The organism is Wolbachia endosymbiont of Litomosoides brasiliensis, assembly GCF_013366805.1.
Lineage (GTDB): Bacteria > Pseudomonadota > Alphaproteobacteria > Rickettsiales > Anaplasmataceae > Wolbachia.
The window spans coordinates 1-18,310 of record NZ_WQMO01000012.1 but is presented as its reverse complement, the minus strand read 5'-3'; the positions used below and the strand labels follow the sequence as shown (position 1 = coordinate 18,310).

Here is an 18,310-nt window from a genome sequence, read left to right as displayed (position 1 = left end):
GCTTCTTTCCCATTATTGTCTATCCGTTCCTTGTATAGTGGGAATCGGTATTATAAATGAAGATAGAGCAGAAATGGTGAAGAGTAATTGATAATGATGCGATAGATGTAGCAGGCTGTACAGCAAGCACAGGTATAATACAAACTACATAAATCAACAAACGTGCATTATAACTTAACGAATTAAGGAGTAATGCATTTTTAACTACAGCAGGAACTTTTGTATTAGTGCAAAAACCCCTGCTTTATCCTGTTTGCTTTTACCGTATTAGTTGACGACTAACAATTAGACGTCTAAATCAGTTGGCAAATTGTTGGACACTTGATAAGTATAGTTTGGAGCTTCCTGCGTGATAGTTATGTCATGAGCATGGCTCTCTCTTAATCCTGATGCAGTCATAACTGTAAACTTGCAGTTTTTCTTCATCTCTTCTATGTTCCTATTACCGGTGTACCCCATTGCAGCTTGTAACCCGCCAATTAATTGATGAATTACTCCTGAAGCTGGACCTTTAAATGGCACTCTTCCTTCCACTCCTTGTGGAACTAGTTTGAGTTTTGGGTCTTTGCCTTGAAAATAACGGCTAGCAGAACCTCGTTTCATTGCGCTAATAGATCCCATTCCTCGATAACTTTTATATGCTCTACCCTTATACATGATAATCTCACCTGGACTTTCATTAGTACCAGCAAAAATTGAACCTATCATCACGGAATCAGCACCAGCTGCAATAGCTTTTGCAATGTCTCCTGAGTATTTCACTCCACCATCAGCAATCAATCTTACTTTTCTTGTTTTACATGTTTCTGCAACGCTTTGAATTGCAGAAAATTGTGGCACACCTACACCTGTAACTATTCTGGTTGTGCAAATTGATCCAGGTCCTATTCCAACCTTCACTGCGTCAACACCCGCGTTAATCAACGCTTCAGCAGCTTCTTTTGTTGTAATATTTCCGGCAACTAACTGCGTGCTTGGATACATCGTTTTTATTTCTTTAATAGTATTAATAACATTTTCGGAATGACCGTGAGCAGTATCCACGATAATCACGTCAATTTCTTCTCCGATCAAAGCTTCACATCTTTCTATGCCATCCTTTTTGCCGGTGCCAACTGCAGCAGCAACCCTGAGCCGCCCTTTACTATCTTTACATGAATTGGGGTATCTATTGTATTTTTTAATGTCTTTAGCTGTAATCAGACCTATACAACAGGAGTTTTCATCTATGATCAAAAGCTTCTCTATTCTATTTTCATGCAATAGTTTCATTGCTGAAGCGCTATCTATCCCCTGCTCTCGTACTGTAACTAGCTTCTCTTTTGTCATTACCTCGGAGACTTTTGTACTCATGTTCTGATCTTCAATAAACCTTACATCTTTGTTGGTTAAAATTCCGACTAACTTGCATTGCTCAACTACAGGAATGCCAGAATAGTCGTACTCTTTCATTAATGAAATTGCTTCTGCAACTGTTTTATCTGGGGAAATCGTGATTGGGTTATACACGATCCAACTTTCATATTTTTTTACTCTCCTTACTTCTGAAACTTGCTCATCTATTGATAAGTTTTTATGTATGCAACCTATTCCACCATGTTGTGCAATAGCTATTGCAAAATTTGATTCAGTGACAGTATCCATTGCAGAAGATATAAGAGGGATGTTGAGCTCTATACTATTTGTTAAATAAGTTTTTGTGTCTGCATCACAAGGCAATATATTAGAATAAGCTGGTAAAAGAAGTATATCGTCAAATGAATAACAGGCTTTCATTTTTTTTATAGGCTTTATTAAAAGCTTATACGCCAATTGAGTAAATTGCAATAGGGCATTACAAAATTACCTAGGTGTGTGGTTACAGGCTATAGGACGATAAGAGCAGGCTTTATTGCATAGTTATCAGTTATTCAAGAGTGATTCACAGGATGCAAAAGACTACTTGACACACTTTGGGCTTTTCAATCATAGTATTGAAGTTGTTTTATATAACTGCCCAATCTGGGCACGTTAAAATGATAAGAAGGTCTTATGTTTAGCATACTGTTGTTTGATTTTCCGTGATATTTGCACCTTATGTCTTTATGAAATTTCTAAGTTTTTACTTATATAAGCTGAAGCGTTTAAGACATCACCCAACGTTAAGTTTTAAAAATTAAGGAGTTAGTAGTCAACTACTCTGGTGTTTTTTTGCTTAGTAAGTTTTTTAAATATTTGTAGCCCCAATTAGTTACATTAGAAAGCGGCTAGGCTGCAGCATTTAAGGCTTAAAAGATCTGGCAATACAGAAAATAGGTAGTGATACAAACCCTCATATTGTTAGTGGGTCAAATAAGTGACATTGCAGAGTTGTTTGATTATGAAGTGAGAGAGAGAGGTAATAAATTTGCACACAAAGCCTCTCAAGTAAAGCAATTATATTATAGACTTTATTATGCAGGATGTTTCTGTTTTATATACAACCAAAGTCTCTTAATAGAATTGAGTTCGGGTGGGTATGGTGGTAAGTATATAATCTCAGTATTTTTAGGTACCTTTAAATTTCTTGACTTATGCTAACTAGTATAATCCATGATAAGGAAGGCTTCTCATGTTTTTAAATGTTGTGACATTTGTTCAGGAAATATATTCGTGCAATCAGTGTTGACGTCCAGTGCAAATAAGCTAGAGCTCTCTTCATTGCTAGGATTAACTGCCTGTAGAGATAAAAGTTTTTATCTGCCTAATTTTACTTCAACCTGTGTTCTAACGCCCTTTTTAAGCTACCCGCACCCAACTTTTGAATGTGTCTCAAGCCGCAGTCCACCAAAGAAGGATAACTTTTGTTCAGGGTGCTTATATCAAATTCCCACTGTATAAGAAACGGGTAGCCAAGAGTGGAAAAGAAGCCTTGCTGAAGTAAGTAAAATAGCGAGGTTTAAATGGCGTAAAATCAAAATTATTAGTGAAAAAGTTGTGGAATCAGCAAAAGAAATGCTGAAGAAGGGATGAAATAATGCATATGTTGTAAAAAAAACTAAGCGCTGTAATTGCAGCAGAAAGCACAGTATAACAGCCATAGCAAAAATATATTGCATTTCAAGGACAGCGTTAACTACATGGACAAAGTACCTAGAATTTGAAAGGGAAGCAGAATTGTTTACTCTCCCTCAACGTCGTGGAAAAACTAGGTTGAATCAGAGTTAATTTGAACAAGTTGAAATAATAGGTATAAGAAAACCATAGTATTACTGTTAAAGAAAAGAGAAATTTGGCTTGAATGCCAACAAGTTTGCGATATACCGTGATAAGCAAAAAATGAAGTTTTTGTATATTGCGCCAAGACCAATTTGCAATAAACAAGATAGAGGTAGATAGGAAGGGTTAAAAAAACTTGATGAGGCTATGGATAAACACCCTGAACAAGAGTTATTCATCTTTGATGAATCGCGGTTTGATACACATTCAAAAGTTGGATGCGGGGGTTAAAAAGAGCACTAGAACACAGTTGAAGTAAAATTAGGTAGACAAAAACTTTTATCTCTACGGGTAGTTAATCCTAGCAATGAAGAGATTTCAACTTACTCGCACCAAAATGTCAACACTGGTTGTATGAATATATTTCTTGAACAAATGTTACAATATCTAAGGACAAGAAAAGCTTTTCTTGTCATGGATTGTGCTAGTTGGTATGAATCAAAAAATTTAGAGGCGCCAAAAAATATCGATATTATACACCCACACCATACTCACCTGAGCTCAATTCTATTGAGAGACTTTGTTGAGGGTGCTTTGTACAAATTTATTGCTTCTCTTTCTCACTCCGTAATTAAACAACTCTGTAATGTCGCTTATTTGATCCATTAGCAATGAGAATTATTATAAGCTTATAAGCTATTATATATGGTATTACAATATACTTAGTTTGGAATTAACCATTTCTCAAGTGGAAATATACACTTGATTAAGTATTATGTGTAAAGAGAGAAAATATTTTTTGAGCTACTTCAGACAGGTCTAGCTGCTTAATTAGCCTAGGAAGTTAAACTAAAAAGGTCATCTAGTGACAAAATTAATGCTTTTTTAATTTTAATAGCTTATATTTTAGCTCTATGTAACGACAATTGATTTTATTTTGGAGATATTTTTTTGATGTCAACAGAACTTTCTAAGGGCGATAATGGTAGAAGTAAACAGTTTTTCATGCAAATTGCTGCTTGGCTAGTAGATAATACCGCTTTAACTTTTAATCAGATAGCGCAGTGTTGTAGGTTGGCTCTTGAAGAGGTACAAGGTATAGCTGATGAGGAAATAGACATAGAAAAATTTAATCCTGTTATTTCTGGGATAATAACTGAAAAAGAAATCTCTGACTGTAAAGAGAACCCAAATCGTATTCCAAGTTTGATTGCAAAAAATGTAAAAAAAAGGAATAAGGTGGGCGGTAATATTTTAGGTTTTGCCTCTGCAGTGAAGCGTAGAGATAAACCTGACGCGATTTATTATTTAATAAAAAAATTCCCTGCCTTGGATAATAATGTTATAGCTAAATTGATCAGTACAACAAGTTATACGGTAGAACAGATAAGAGATGGGTCTCATTACAATATGCAAAATATAAAACCTCGAGACCCCGTATTGCTCGGCTTATGTAGCCAAGAAAACTTAGAAGCAGAAGTGGAAAAAGCAAAAGTGGAAGAGGAAAAACAAGAAAGGTTGAGAAATATAAGGGAAGATTATTAAAGTTTTTAAATCATTTACTTGTTTTTATACCATGTTAATGTTAAATTAACTTGACTTGCTGGTATTTATTGGTATAATACTAGGTAAAGTACGTAGCTTAGTAATAATTGAGTTTGATACTTCCTAAAGGTTAACTCAGCCTAATTTATTATCTTGTAATCGCATTTTAGGTTAGTAAACATCAATTAGAATTTTTGGAGGACTATGGTAACGATCAACAAGGATGTTTTAACAAAAGAAAAGGTTGCAGTTGCACCTAAGCCAATAGAAAAAAGTGAGCAAATTTCTAATAACGATATGGCAAAACAAACAACAAACGAGGGTGTAAAGGAAAATAGAAAAACACTAGACCTTAGTGAGCTGAGAGAAAAAACGGCGGAAGAATTATTAAATCTAGCTGAAGAAAGAAAAGTTTCAACTAATGGTAAGGGCAATGGCAGAATGTTGAAACAGGAAATGATATTCAGTTTGATGAAGAAAATGAGTGAAGAAGGAGGTATTACTACAGGAAGTGGAGTGGTGGAAATATTGCCTGATGGTTTTGGTTTTTTACGCTCGGCAAATGCAAATTATGCTCCAAGTACTGATGATGTTTATATTTCTAATGGGCAAATAAAAAAGTTTAGTTTGCGCACGGGAGATATAGTATGTGGAGAAATAAGACCACCTAGTGATAAGGAAAGATATTTTACTTTAACTAAGGTTCAAGGCATAAACTTTACTGAAGTAAGTGAATTAAGAAAGTACGCCCATTTTGATAATTTGCTTCCTCTTTATCCTGAGGAAAGTTTAGTCCTTGAAAACAACAGCAGTAGTGATAATAAAAAAGGTATAAATATGCGTGCCGTGGATATAGTTGCACCTCTTGGAAAAGGACAAAGAGCATTAATAGTTGCTCCACCCCGTACAGGAAAGACTATACTACTTCAGCAAATGGCTCATTCTATAGCTACAAATCATCCTGAAATAGAATTGATAGTATTACTCATAGATGAAAGACCTGAAGAGGTGACAGATATGATGCGCTCTGTGAAAGGCGAAGTAGTAAGCTCTACATTTGATGAACCTGCTTACCGCCATGTACAGCTTGCTGAAATAGTAATAGAAAAAGCTAAGAGAATGGTTGAACATAAAAAAGATGTGGTAATCTTGCTCGACTCTATAACTCGTCTTGCACGTGCTTATAATGCAGTTATTCCTTCATCTGGAAAAGTTCTAACTGGTGGTGTGGATTCTAATGCACTACAAAGACCAAAACGTTTTTTTGGAGCAGCTCGTAACATTGAAAATGGTGGTTCCTTAACAATAATTGCTACTGCTCTTATAGAGACCGGCTCAAAAATGGATGAGGTTATTTTTGAGGAATTTAAAGGTACAGGTAATGCTGAGATTATACTTGATAGAAAACTTGCCGATAAGCGAATATTTCCAGCTATTGACATTACGAAATCTGGAACTAGAAAAGAAGAGCTATTAATTAATAAGGCTATATTAAATAAAATATGGGTGTTGCGTAGGATACTAAGCCCTATGGGACCTGTTGAAGCAATGGAGTTTTTGCGTGACAAACTACTTTTGACGAAGAGTAATGCTGACTTTTTTAACTCTATGAATAATTAAAGATAAGCCAGTCTCAATAGACATGTGGGGTAAAAAATGAGGGGTTTTACTGTCTCTAGGGGGTTGCTATCTTAATTTATTAACTAAATTCTTGACTTTTAACGGGCTTATTATTATTAATAGTGTCATTCAGAAGAATCTTATGACTTTACTTGAGGTTATTAGTAACAACATAGGAAAAGTACATAGTGAAAGAATTGAGAAATTGAAGAAGTTCTTCAGCAGGAATAGTGAAATAGTAATTAACAAGGAAGTGTTTAATCAGCTCTATCCATAAAGCCAGATGTAGACATGACGAGTAATAGTATACCTTGATTTTGTGTCATTGTATCGAACACAATGGTGCAAGATCTGAAAGAGGAGATAAATTACCATTTCAAGACATAGTAGAGCATTTGGAAGGAGCTATTGGAGAGAGAATACATGCAAAAGATAACCCAGTGAGGAATCCAAATGAAAAATTCCGTGCTTACCTGAACTTTAGGGGTTGAGAAGGGAAATACATTATTACACTAAGCCGTTGTGCGTAATAATATGGAGACAACAACTACCTTGCTTAAATATAGGACAGATTCTTTGATACAAAGCGCAAATAGTTAAACTCCTGTAGAGTTGGCTTAAAGAGAAAAACAAAACAAACATCTACTTACGTTATGGGAGATCAAGTTAACTCGAAAAAGGGGAGTGCTAGAGGTAATGCAATAAATGCAATAATGGTAGGCTTTTTTTGTGCCGTTACTAATGTTGGAATTAGTAGTGGCATCTGTGTTGATATAAGATTTTCTTTTGGTATTGTGTTGTACTAATTTTTATTATTAATTAAGTCAAATGAGTAACATTGCAGAGTTGTTTAATTGTAGAGTGAGAAAGAGAGATGATAAATTACACAAAACGCTCTCAAGCAAAGCAATTGTATTATAGACTTTATTACGCGAAATGTTCTGTTTATATGCAATCGAGCCTCTCAATAGGGGTTGAGCTCAGGTGAGCATGATAGTAGGTATATAATCTCAATATTTTTAGGTACCTTTAAATTTTTTGATTTATGTCAACTAGCATAATCCATGACAAGAAGGGCTTCTCATGCTCTTAAACATTGCAACATTTGTTCAAGAAATAGATTCATACAATCAGTGTTGATTTTTCGGTGCAAACAAGCTAGAACTCTTTACTATTTTTAGAATTAACTGTACTGTGGAGATAAAAATTTTGTCTATCTGATTTTACTTTAAACTTGCCTTCTAGTACCAATTTCCACTGTATAAGGAGTGGATAGACAATAATGGGAAAAGGAACTTTGCTAAAGTAAGATAGGGGATTTAAACGTTATTGAAACCAAAGTTGTTCGATAAAAAAGTCGTGGAATAAGTAAAAGAAATGCTGAAGAAAGTGCGAAAAGCGCATACGTTACAAGAAAACTGAATGCTGTGATTGCAGCAGAAAAGCACAGTATAACAGCCATAGCAAAAATATATTGCATTTCAAGGACAGCATTAACTGCATGGACAAAGCACCTAAAACTTGGAAGAGAAGAAAAATTGTTTGTTTTCCCTCAACGTCGTAGAAAAACTAGATTGAATCAAGATCAATTTGAACAAGTTGAAGTATAGGTACAAGAAAACCCTGATATTACCATTAAAGAAATGAAAATAAGAATTTAGGAAAAATTTGGCTTGAATGTCAGCAAGTCTACAGTACAGTGTAATATGCAAAAAATGAAGTTTCGTATATTACACCAAGATCAATTCATAATGAACAAGATATAAGGTGGACAGGAAGAGTTAAAAAAACTTAATGAGGCTATTGATAAGCCCCTGAACAAGAGTTGTTTATCTTTGATGAATCGCAGCTTGGCACACATTCGAAAGTTGGACATGGGTGACTTAAAAAGGGCGTTAGAACACAGGTTAAAGTAAAATTAAGTGAGCAAAATTTTTACCTATATGGTGCAGTTAATCCTGGAAATGAAGAGAGTTCTAGCTTATTTGCACTGTAGATATGTCAACACTGATTGTATGAATCTATTTCTTGAACAAATGTTGCAATGTTTAAGAGCATGAGAAGCCCTTCTTGTCATGGATTATGCTAGTTGACATAAATCAAAAAATTTAAAGGTACCTAAAAACGTTGATGTTATATACCTACTACATATACTCACCCGAGCTCAATCTTGTTGAGAGACTTTGGTTGTATATAGAACAGAATGTTTTGCGTAATAAAGTCTATAGTATGATTGCTTTGCTTGAGAGTGCTTTGTGTAAGTTTTATTACCCTCCTTCTCATTCTGCAATTAAACAACTTTGCAACGTCACTTATTTGACCCACTAATAATGAAAATTAGTATAACTAACCAATAAGTTTACAAAAGCTAAATTATCACTATTCTACAATTGACCGCTAGTCAACTTTTATTTATGGATATTAAAAATTTTTTTACTAAAATAACTATTGTCATTTTAACTTGTTTGTTAATCTTTGTGGGAGTTGGTACCTTTCTCTTGGATGATAATAAAAAGGAAGAAGTGGCTAGAGTTGGAAAGGAAATTATAACATTGGATGAGTACAAATCGCTATATCAAAATTATGGAAAGCAGACTTCTAGATCTGATATTGATGAAGAGCAGATAAAAAGATTGAAATACGGTTTGCTTAATGCACTTATAGAGCAAAAACTACTGTTTAACTTGATTAGTGATTTGGAGTTAGTAATTGGGGAAGAATCTATAAAAGACCACATTAAAAATACCAAGTACTTTCAAAATAATAAAGGAGAATTTGACAAAGAAAAATTTCGTGAGACGCTGAATAGTTTGCACATGACGGAAGAAGAATACGTAGCAAGATTAGAGAGAATCTTACCTGCCATTATGTTCATAGCTTCATTATTTCGTGATAATTATCCAGTAACTTTTGGCGAAAAAATTGATGAACAGATATATAAGAACCGCTATCAAACTAGAGTAGTTGATATTGTTAAAATAACTCAAGATGTAGTTACAGACGTTGCTGAACCAGATGATCGAGCTTTATTTGACTTGTATGAAAAAAATAAATCTCATTTTTATTACCCTGAATATCGAACTGCACAATATATTTCTTTGGATCAAAAATACTTTGAAGATCAAATTCGGATTTCAGATAGAGAGGTTGACGATATAATAGAACAACAGGAGCTTAAAGATCAAAGAGATATACTTAACTTAATATTCCATGCTAAAGAAGAGGCTGAAGCAGCACGGAGAGCATTTGGGGAAGGTAAAATAAGCTTTGAACAGATGGTAGAGGAGTTTGGAAAGACAAAACTTGAGGAAATTAGGGTAAACAATATAACTAAGGATTTCTTACCAGAGGATATGAGAGAAAAGGTATTTGCTCTCAAAGTTGGTGGAGTAAGTGAAGTTCTAGCAAGCAGTTTTGGTTGGCATATAATAAAAGTGTATAATGCACACCAAATCTCTAATGAGAACTTGGCTGATCTGAAGAAGAATATAAAGTCAGTTTTAATTAATCAGAGGTCCTTTGAAAAAGTCAACGATTTTGTAAATCAAGTAAACTATAAGGTATATAATGGTATAACGATTGAAGGAATATCCAGTGAATATAATTTACCTATACAAACTATCGGTCCAATAGATGCTAGTGGGAAGGATCAGAGCGGTAATAGTGTGGAAAGCTCTAGTGATTTGGTTTCTTTCATCTTTTCACAAGAAAAAGGCCAGAAGGGTTATTTTAAGAGTGTTGGAGATGCTGTTGTTAGTGTAAAGATCGTCAACATTGTTCCACCTAAATTGCGAAGTTTTGAAGAAGGCAAGGCATTAGCGATAGATTTTTGGCGCGATGGGTTTATAAAAGAAAAGATGTTTGAAATTGGACAAGAAGTTGCAGCTCGACTAGAAGAAAAGGCAGATTTGGAAAAGACTCAAGGTATAGAATTGATTAAGGACCGGCAGATACATCGCAATGAAATAGGTCAGCAAAGCTATCCCTTTTCTTTTGTAGAGGAGATTTTTAATATGAAAATGATTGGTTCAGTAACAGACCCTGTTCAGCACAATAATGAAGTTATAGTGGGTATTTTAAAAGGAATGTACTCATCAAATGGCAAGTTAGACACGTTCGATACTGGAAAACGTGTAATGATATCACTAAAAGAGCAGTTAATTAGCTACTTAGAATCAAAGTATAAGGTTGAGGTTAACCATGCCATGCTTGATGATATATAAATAAGCTCCAGTTATTACTATCTCACTGGACAGTAAGAGCAGTTGTGTTATTCTTGAATGGAAATGTGACGATTAATTTGACTAGAACTGCTTGATTATATAAAATTGTAACTAGTATAATAAATAAAGGTTAACATGGCAGTTAAAATAAGGTTGGCAAGATTTGGTGCAAGAAAACGCCCTTTTTACAGAGTAATTGTAGCTGATTCACGTGCGCCAAGAGATGGACGTTTTATTGAGAGAATAGGGCAGTACGATCCAATGCTACCAAAAGGCAATAAAAATCGTGTCATGATAAAAGCTGACAGATTAAAATATTGGCTAAGTGTGGGTGCACAAGCAACTGAAAGGGTGCTATGGTTTATTAAAAAAGGCATGGTAACTTTAGAAACAGAAGCAAAGAGAACAGAAAAAAAGAAAGCAGAGACAAAAAAAGTAAAAGAACAAGAGGCATAAGTCTCATTGATGCTGAACACTGATTTAACAAGTAATGATATATTAGATGATATCGTATCTTCTGACTTATCAGCTATGAAGAACTTTATCTTCAAGGATGTTGACAATGAAGATGTCAAGCTTGCTGCTGATATTATATCTCATCTTGTTGGGTCGGGTGGAAAAAAAGTAAGGCCCAAACTCGTCTTTATCATATGTAAAATGCTGAACTATTCCGGAGAAGATAGGATTAAAGTTGCCGCATCAGTGGAATTTATACATAACGCCACTTTACTTCATGATGATGTGCTTGATGAAAGCGAAGCACGACATGGAATTAGAACAGCGAATGAAATTTGGGGAAATAAGTCGAGCATTTTAGTTGGTGATCTGTTATTGACTCTAGCATTTAAATGGCTTATAGAGTGTGGAAGTTTAAATATTCTCTCTACTTTATCTAAAGCGTCGCATTCACTTGTAAAGGGCGAAATAAAGCAAATGATAGCACGTTTTAGCCCTCACACTATTAGGAAAAATTATTTTGATATCATTGGAAAGAAAACAGCGTCTTTATTTTCTGCATGCTGTGAAGCTGCTTCTGTAATATCCAGTGCTACAGGTAATGAAACAGAGAGGTTAAGAAATTTTGGCTTTAACTTTGGTATGGCATTTCAAATAATTGATGACATGCTCGACTATGCTGCCAATCAGTGTACTTCTGGAAAACAAGTTGGAAAGGACTTTTTTGAAGGTAAAGTAACTTTACCTGCTATTATAGCATATGAAAAAGGTAGTCTAGCTGAACAAAAGTTCTGGGAAAAATGTTTTTCTTTGGCTGAGTGCGACTTTAATCAAGCATTACATTATATTAATCATCATAATGCTATTCAGCTTTCTATGGAAAAAGCAAGGCACTATGTTAATAGTGCGCAAAATGATATTAACACTTTTCCTAATTCTTCTTATAAGATTGCTTTAATTGACTTTTTAAATGCGAGCATAGAACGGCAAGCTTAGCTAGTTCTTGATATTTTCAGATTAATTGTTATATATTTATTAGATTTTTAGGGGTAATGGTATGTCAGATAGTAAAGAAAGAAAGAGGAAATTCACTGACATGGTGAATAAACAGGAAAGCGAGGACCAACAAAATAATAGCAAACAAGCTTGTGATCTAGATGAGCTTAAAACATTAAAAGAACGTGCGGTTCAGCTTGAAGATCATTTACGCCGTGCTGTTGCGGATAACGAAAATATTAAACGTATAATGCAAAAACAAATTAGCGATGCAAGCGACTACGCAGTTACAAAATTTGCCCGTGATATGATCGACTCGTGCGATAATTTAAAAAGAGTAATGGAAATTTTGAAGGACAATGATCCTGTCCATGAGGGAATTAAAGTAGCTCATCAAAAAATCATGAATGACCTCAAAAAGCACGGAATAGAAGAGGTAAACCCAATTGGGGAGCTTTTTGATAGTAATTTACATCAAGCTGTTGTGGAAAGAGAGGATAATGAGAAACAAACTGGTACTATTGTGGAAGTCTTGCAAACCGGCTACACTATCAAAAATAGGTTGCTTCGTCCTGCAATGGTTATTATCTCCAAAAAAACTGCTAATTGTGGGAGCAGTTAGCAATATGCATGCAATTAGGCAGATATATAATGACAAGCGTAGTCTTTTCAGGCATTCAACCAAGTGGTGTACTGCATTTAGGTAATTATCTTGGCGCAATCAAGCAGTGGGTAACTTTACAGGATAAATATAAATCTCTTTTTTGTATAGTTGATTTGCATGCGATTACAGCCAATAAGCTTCCTGCAAGCGAGTTAAAAAGTAATATTTTTAAAACAGCAGCAGTTTACATCGCGTGTGGAATAGATCCAGAAAAATCCATTATTTTTAATCAGTCTACAATTAGTGGTCACGCAGAACTTAGTTGGTTGCTAGGGTGCTATACACCAATTGGTTGGCTCAATCGTATGACTCAATTTAAAGATAAGGCTGGCAGAGATAAACAAAAAGCCTCTCTTGGGTTATATAGTTACCCAGTGCTTATGGCTGCAGATATATTACTATATCAAACTAAATATGTCCCTGTTGGTGATGATCAAAAACAGCATTTGGAGCTCGCACGCAATATCGCATTAGCTTTCAATAATTACTATAAGCTCGGTCATTTTGTTGTACCTGAAATACTAGTTTTAGACCACGCATCTAGGATAATGAGTTTAAGAGATGGCACAAGCAAAATGAGTAAATCTGATCCTTCAGAATACTCGTGCATTAACCTTGACGACACAGATGACTTGATTGTTAAAAAAGTGATAAAAGCAAAAACGGATTCAATGCTAGGCTTTGATTTTGCTACTTTAAAGTGTCGCCCAGAAATAAGTAACTTGATAAACATCTACTCAATACTTAGTAATTTAGATGTAGATAAAGTGTGTGAAGAAATGAATAAGTATGATATGCAGCACTTTAAAGGAGAGTTGGCTGATCTAATCATAAGTGTTATATCACCCATACGTGAGGAAACAAATGATCTTTTAAAAGATCAGTCTCACTTATATGGAGTGTTAAAAAAAGGCACAGAAAAAGCAGCAGAAATTGTTGGCCATAACATAAAAGAAATCAAAAATATTATAGGGTTTGTTCAATAAGTTGCACTAATTCTTAATTGTTAGTGAGTCAGGTAAGTGAATTGCAGAGTTGTTTAATTGTGTAGTGAGAAGAAAGGTAGTAAATTTGCACAAAGTACTCTCAAGCAAAGCAATTGTATTATAGACTTTATTACGCAAAATGTTCTGTTTTATATATAACCAAAGTCTCTCAATAGAATTGAGCTTAAGTTATGGTGGCAGGTATATAGTCTCGATATTTTTAGATACCTAAATTTTTGACTTATGAAACTAGTATAATCCATGATAAGATAAGATTTCTTGTTTTCTTAAATATTGTGGCATTTATTTAAGAAATATATTTATACAATCAGTGTTGACATTCGGTATAAATAAGTTAGAATTCTCTCTATTTCTAGGATTAGCTGCGCTATAGAGATGAGAATTTTATCTACCTAATTTTTTACTTTAACCTATGTTCTAACGCCCTTTTTAACCATCCATATCCAATTTTGAATGTGTGCCAATCGCAACCCATCAAAGAAAAATAGCTCTTATTCAAAACACTTACCAATAATCTCATTAAGCTTTTTTTAACTCTTCCTATCTACCTTTATCTTGTTTATTATGAATTGGTCTTGGCGTAATATATGAAAACTTCATTTTTTGCATGTTATGGTGTACTGTGGACTTGCTAACATTCAAGTCGGATTTTTCCTAGATTCTTATTTTCGTTTCTTTAGTGGTAATATTAGATTTTTTGTGTGTCTATACTTTAACTTATTCAAATTGACTCTTGATTCAGTCTAGTTTTTCTATGATGTTGAGAAAGAACAAACAATTTTTTTCTTTTCCAAATTTTAGGTGCTTTGCCCATGCAGTTAGTGTTTCCTGAAATGCAACATATTTTTGCTACGGCTATTATATTGTGCTTTTTGTTGCAATTACAGCGTTTAGTTTTTTGTAACATATGCGTTAATCTTACACTTTTTTCAACGCTCCTTTTGCTGATTCTATGACTTTTTTATCTAATAATTTTGATTTCAATACCATTTAGAACTTGCTTCTTACTTACTTCAGTATAGCTTCTTTTCCGTTATTGTTTATCCGTTTCTTGTAAAGTGGGAATTGGTATAAGCAGAAAAAAAGCCCTGGTTAATATCTATTAAAATATTAGCGTTTTTTATGTTTTAAACACTTGATAACCGTGGCTTAGCTGCATTTCTATGCGACTAACCTTAATGTTGATTAATACAGCAAGATTCTATACAGATAATTTCGATTGAAAAATAGTTTTTCTACTATATAAGTTCTACATATGGGTTCTATTTTGGAGCGGTCAAATGGAATATAGTAAATATAACTTAGGGGTAAGGGTTATTCATTGGTTAATGGCTGTTTTTATTATTGGTATGCTTTGCTCTGGGTTTTACATGAGAAGCTTGCCGGTTAACAATGAAATTAAATTCAGCATATACACTGTTCATAAGGCTTGCGGGGTTACTATTTTTGGATTAATCATATTACGCATATTTTTTCGTGTCTTCACTTGTGATCCGCTATTCCCAGAAAATTTTTCTCATTTTGTAATTAGTGTGAGTAAAATAGTACACTTTGTTTTATATTCTTTAGCGATACTGATACCATTGTCTGGTTACGTCATGTCTTCTGCTTCTGACATGAAGATCAAGTATATTTTTTATATTCCTTTGTTGATCAATAAAGACAAAGATCTAGCAAATGCGGCCAATTTACTGCACTCGATACTTGCGTACTTTATGGTGTTTTTTATAACCTTGCATATACTTGGTGTTTTAAAGCACATATTTATAGATAAACAAAACATTCTTAAACGCATTATATAGATTGTATGTTGAGTAGCCTCTGGAAAAAGGGAACAGATTTTCTTGGTAGTGAGTTTGCAATAATGGGTGGTGCTATGAGCTGGGTTTCAGAGAGGAATTTAGTTTCAGCGATCTCAAACGCTGGTGGTTTTGGTGTAATTGCATGCGGTGCTATGTCTTCAGACTTGCTGGGGAAAGAAATCATAGAGACGCAGAAGTTAACTAACAAGCCATTTGGTGTAAATCTAATTACTATGCACCCAAACTTGAGTGAGTTAATAGATGTATGTGTTGAAGCAAGAGTGAGCCATATAGTTCTTGCTGGCGGACTACCAGCAAAGCCTAGTATAGAAAAAATCAAAAATGTAGGCATTGAAGTTATGTGCTTTGCACCATCATTGAACCTTGCGAAAAGGTTAGTAAAAATGGGGGTGGGTGCGTTAATAATAGAGGGAATGGAAGCGGGTGGGCACATAGGTCCAGTTAGTACTTCTGTTCTTTCGCAGGAGATATTACCTTATTTTAAAGATGAGAAAATACCAGTGTTTGTTGCAGGTGGAATAGGAAGGGGCGAAATGGTAGTAAATTACTTAGAAATGGGAGCAAGTGGCTGTCAAATAGGCACATTATTTGTTTGCACTAATGAATCGATTGCCCACAAAAATTTTAAGGAGGTGTTTATTAAATCAGCTGCACGTAGTGCGGTATCTTCTGTACAGATAAGTGCTGATTTTCCTGTCATTCCAGTAAGGGCCATAGCTAATAAAGCGAGTGATGACTTTATACAACACCAAAGAGAAATTATTAGTAAATATCACAAGGGACAGATCTCAAAAGAAGGTGGGCAGCTTGAGATAGAAAAATTCTGGGCTGGAGCCTTAAAAAGAGCAGTGATTGAGGGGGATATTGAAGCGGGATCTTTAATGGCTGGTCAAAGTGTCGGTATGGTTGATAAGGAAAAGCCTGTAAAAGAAGTGATAGATATTTTAATTCAACAAGCAAACAATTATATTGAAAAAAGATCTGTAAAAGTGGGACACTTAACCATTAGCAAAGCAAACAGTTAACCAGTAGATAAGTTGCTATAGTTCTCTACAGAAGAACATAACTGTCCAACTTTAATGTAAAATTAACACCAAAAAAGTATCTATACATTTTGTTATGTATGGAGGAATATTATGGATAGTAATGCAGCGATAATTTTTAATTTAACAGAAAATAATCTTTACAATTCTCTTAGCAGTTCTACTAAGAGTTCACAAGCCTTAAAAAGGGTAAAGAGTTATTCAGCGTCAAAAACAGAAGAATTGTGCAAAGTTATAAGAAAAAAGGTAACAGAAGAAAATTATCGAGAAAATCAAGAGAGTGGGCAAGACAAGATTTCTAGAAAATGCAAAAAGTTGTTTAAAAAAGGGGCTAGTCCTGAAGTATTAACGAAATTAGGAGAATCATTGATAGGACAAGAGGAATATTATAATAGTTATGTCCAATACTTTCTTCCAGCATTGAAAAGAGAAATAACAAAGTCAAAAGAACTAAACCTAATGGAAAAAACAGAAATAGAACAAATAATTATGAAACTAATAACTTCAGATGCTGTTTGCAAGAACAGTCATGAAAGTTATTCTAGTACAGAAACAGATGAACAGTCTGCAAATGGAACAAGCAATACTCTTAGTTGCACTGCTGAGGATTCAGAATCAGGTAATACACGTGAAAAAACAAATCTAAAACATTGGGAAAATTCACCCAGTCTAAAAGATGATAATCAATTTAATTTTGAAGAAAAATTACCTGAAACAATAGATACTTTAGAACCAGAAATAAGTGCTTCTGAACTCAATAGTGGTGGTGTAGATGGTGGAGTGAGTTCACCTGGCTTAAGTAAAGAAGGTTTAGAGTCACCGGTAAGTAGTGGAAGGAGCAGTGTAAGCTTAATATTAAGCTCTGCTGGAGAAGATAACAGTGTACAAAAAGAAGAAAGTGAGAACCAAATAAAACTGGAGCGGACTGCAGAAGAAGAGCTGCAGGTGCAAGAAAATAAAAGACCAAGCAATGGAATAAGTTCAGTACAAGCTCCTGAAAAGAAAAGGAACGTGGAAGGTACTACCATGCAAAAGCTTCTTATGAAGAAAAAAAAAGGTGAAGATGCTCTATCTAAAGGACAACTCAACAATAGAGAACTTTATGGTGCATTTGCAGCAAGTTGTGCTCTTTTGGCAATTGTGTGTTTTGTTGGGGCGGTAGTAACAAAATCCGGAGCATTGTGTCTGGGATGGTATGTTATGACTGTAGTGCTTGCTATAGCAGCAGTAGCTGCATGGTATTTATCTCTTCTTCCTTCAAGTAAATTAGCGTGTGCTAATTCAAGCCCTGTTGTTAATAATGAAAAAAGCCTACGGCATGTTTAATGCCAGTTCTCATTATGAGTGGGTCAGATGAGTGACATTGCAGAGTTGTTTAACTGCTGAATGAGAAAGAGAGGTAATAAATTTGCAAAAGAGCTTTTAGGCAAAGCAATTGTGTTATAGGCTTTATTACACAAAATGTTCTGTTTTATATAGAACCAAAGTCTCTCGATAGGATTGAGCTTAGGTGAGATGGTGGCAGATATATAGTTCCGATATTTTTAAGTACCTTTAAATTTTTGACTTATGCTAACTAGCATAATCTATGATAAAAAAGGCTTCTCGTGCTCTTAAGTATTGCAACATTTGTTCAAGAAATATACTCATACAATCAGTGTTGGCATTTGGTGCAAATAAGTTGGACTTCCTCCATTTCTAGGATTAACTGCACTGTAGAGATAAAAAATTCATTTACCTAATTCTACTTTAACCT

General features: G+C 34.5%; 13 protein-coding genes and 4 pseudogenes. 14 read left to right on the top strand and 3 right to left on the bottom strand.

The features are described 5' to 3' along the window. Positions 1-285 precede the first annotated feature (285 nt). Positions 286-1,785, bottom strand: a complete 1,500-nt coding sequence (gene guaB / locus GO684_RS03420) for an IMP dehydrogenase (protein WP_175938963.1) — start codon at positions 1,783-1,785, stop codon at positions 286-288. A 665-nt stretch (positions 1,786-2,450) separates the two neighbouring features. Further along, positions 2,451-2,555, bottom strand: a pseudogene (locus GO684_RS06040) (IS630-like element ISWpi10 family transposase); the annotation flags it as partial. A 418-nt stretch (positions 2,556-2,973) separates the two neighbouring features. Here GO684_RS06040 and GO684_RS03410 point away from each other — a divergent pair. The 11 genes and pseudogenes from GO684_RS03410 (at position 2,974) to trpS (ending at position 13,667) form a co-directional block, all read left to right on the top strand. Continuing rightward, positions 2,974-3,846 (top strand): annotated as a pseudogene (locus GO684_RS03410) (transposase). A gap of 285 nt (positions 3,847-4,131) precedes the next feature. Further along, on the top strand, positions 4,132-4,722 hold the full coding sequence (locus GO684_RS03405) for a cell cycle transcriptional regulator TrcR (RefSeq protein ID WP_175938932.1): 591 nt from the start codon (positions 4,132-4,134) through the stop codon (positions 4,720-4,722). A gap of 204 nt (positions 4,723-4,926) precedes the next feature. Further along, a complete protein-coding gene (gene rho / locus GO684_RS03400; protein WP_175938929.1) occupies positions 4,927-6,342 on the top strand; it encodes a transcription termination factor Rho in 1,416 nt (471 codons plus the stop codon). Between the two features lie 317 nt (positions 6,343-6,659). Beyond that, the gene (locus GO684_RS03395) at positions 6,660-6,833 is read left to right on the top strand and encodes a hypothetical protein (protein WP_175938927.1); all 174 of its coding nucleotides are present in this window, start codon (positions 6,660-6,662) and stop codon (positions 6,831-6,833) included. A 162-nt stretch (positions 6,834-6,995) separates the two neighbouring features. Next, positions 6,996-7,148, top strand: coding sequence for a hypothetical protein (locus tag GO684_RS03390; protein ID WP_175938925.1), 153 nt, complete (start codon positions 6,996-6,998; stop codon positions 7,146-7,148). A 571-nt stretch (positions 7,149-7,719) separates the two neighbouring features. After that, positions 7,720-8,670 (top strand): annotated as a pseudogene (locus GO684_RS03385) (IS630 family transposase). 86 nt (positions 8,671-8,756) lie between these two features. Continuing rightward, positions 8,757-10,565: a peptidylprolyl isomerase gene (locus GO684_RS03380; protein WP_175938923.1), complete on the top strand. Its 1,809-nt coding sequence runs from the start codon at positions 8,757-8,759 to the stop codon at positions 10,563-10,565. A gap of 135 nt (positions 10,566-10,700) precedes the next feature. Beyond that, on the top strand, positions 10,701-11,021 hold the full coding sequence (gene rpsP / locus GO684_RS03375) for a 30S ribosomal protein S16 (RefSeq protein WP_175938921.1): 321 nt from the start codon (positions 10,701-10,703) through the stop codon (positions 11,019-11,021). Positions 11,022-11,030: 9 nt separating this feature from the next. Then, positions 11,031-12,017: a polyprenyl synthetase family protein gene (locus GO684_RS03370; protein WP_175938919.1), complete on the top strand. Its 987-nt coding sequence runs from the start codon at positions 11,031-11,033 to the stop codon at positions 12,015-12,017. A 61-nt stretch (positions 12,018-12,078) separates the two neighbouring features. After that, on the top strand, positions 12,079-12,639 hold the full coding sequence (locus GO684_RS03365) for a nucleotide exchange factor GrpE (protein ID WP_175938917.1): 561 nt from the start codon (positions 12,079-12,081) through the stop codon (positions 12,637-12,639). A 29-nt stretch (positions 12,640-12,668) separates the two neighbouring features. Then, entirely contained in the window at positions 12,669-13,667 is a 999-nt protein-coding gene (gene trpS / locus GO684_RS03360) for a tryptophan--tRNA ligase (RefSeq protein WP_175938915.1), read from the top strand. A gap of 28 nt (positions 13,668-13,695) precedes the next feature. On the opposite strand, the pseudogene GO684_RS06035 reads toward trpS, so the two are convergent. Further along, positions 13,696-14,678, bottom strand: a pseudogene (locus GO684_RS06035) (IS630 family transposase). A gap of 290 nt (positions 14,679-14,968) precedes the next feature. Between GO684_RS06035 and GO684_RS03345 the strand changes: the two are divergent. The 3 genes from GO684_RS03345 (at position 14,969) to GO684_RS03335 (ending at position 17,880) form a co-directional block, all read left to right on the top strand. Next, positions 14,969-15,490 (top strand): cytochrome b, encoded by a 522-nt coding sequence (locus tag GO684_RS03345; RefSeq protein ID WP_175938908.1) that lies wholly within the window; start codon positions 14,969-14,971, stop codon positions 15,488-15,490. A 5-nt stretch (positions 15,491-15,495) separates the two neighbouring features. After that, positions 15,496-16,536 (top strand): NAD(P)H-dependent flavin oxidoreductase, encoded by a 1,041-nt coding sequence (locus tag GO684_RS03340; RefSeq protein ID WP_175938906.1) that lies wholly within the window; start codon positions 15,496-15,498, stop codon positions 16,534-16,536. Positions 16,537-16,647: 111 nt separating this feature from the next. Then, positions 16,648-17,880, top strand: a complete 1,233-nt coding sequence (locus tag GO684_RS03335) for a hypothetical protein (protein ID WP_175938904.1) — start codon at positions 16,648-16,650, stop codon at positions 17,878-17,880. The last annotated feature ends 430 nt before the right edge of the window (positions 17,881-18,310 follow it).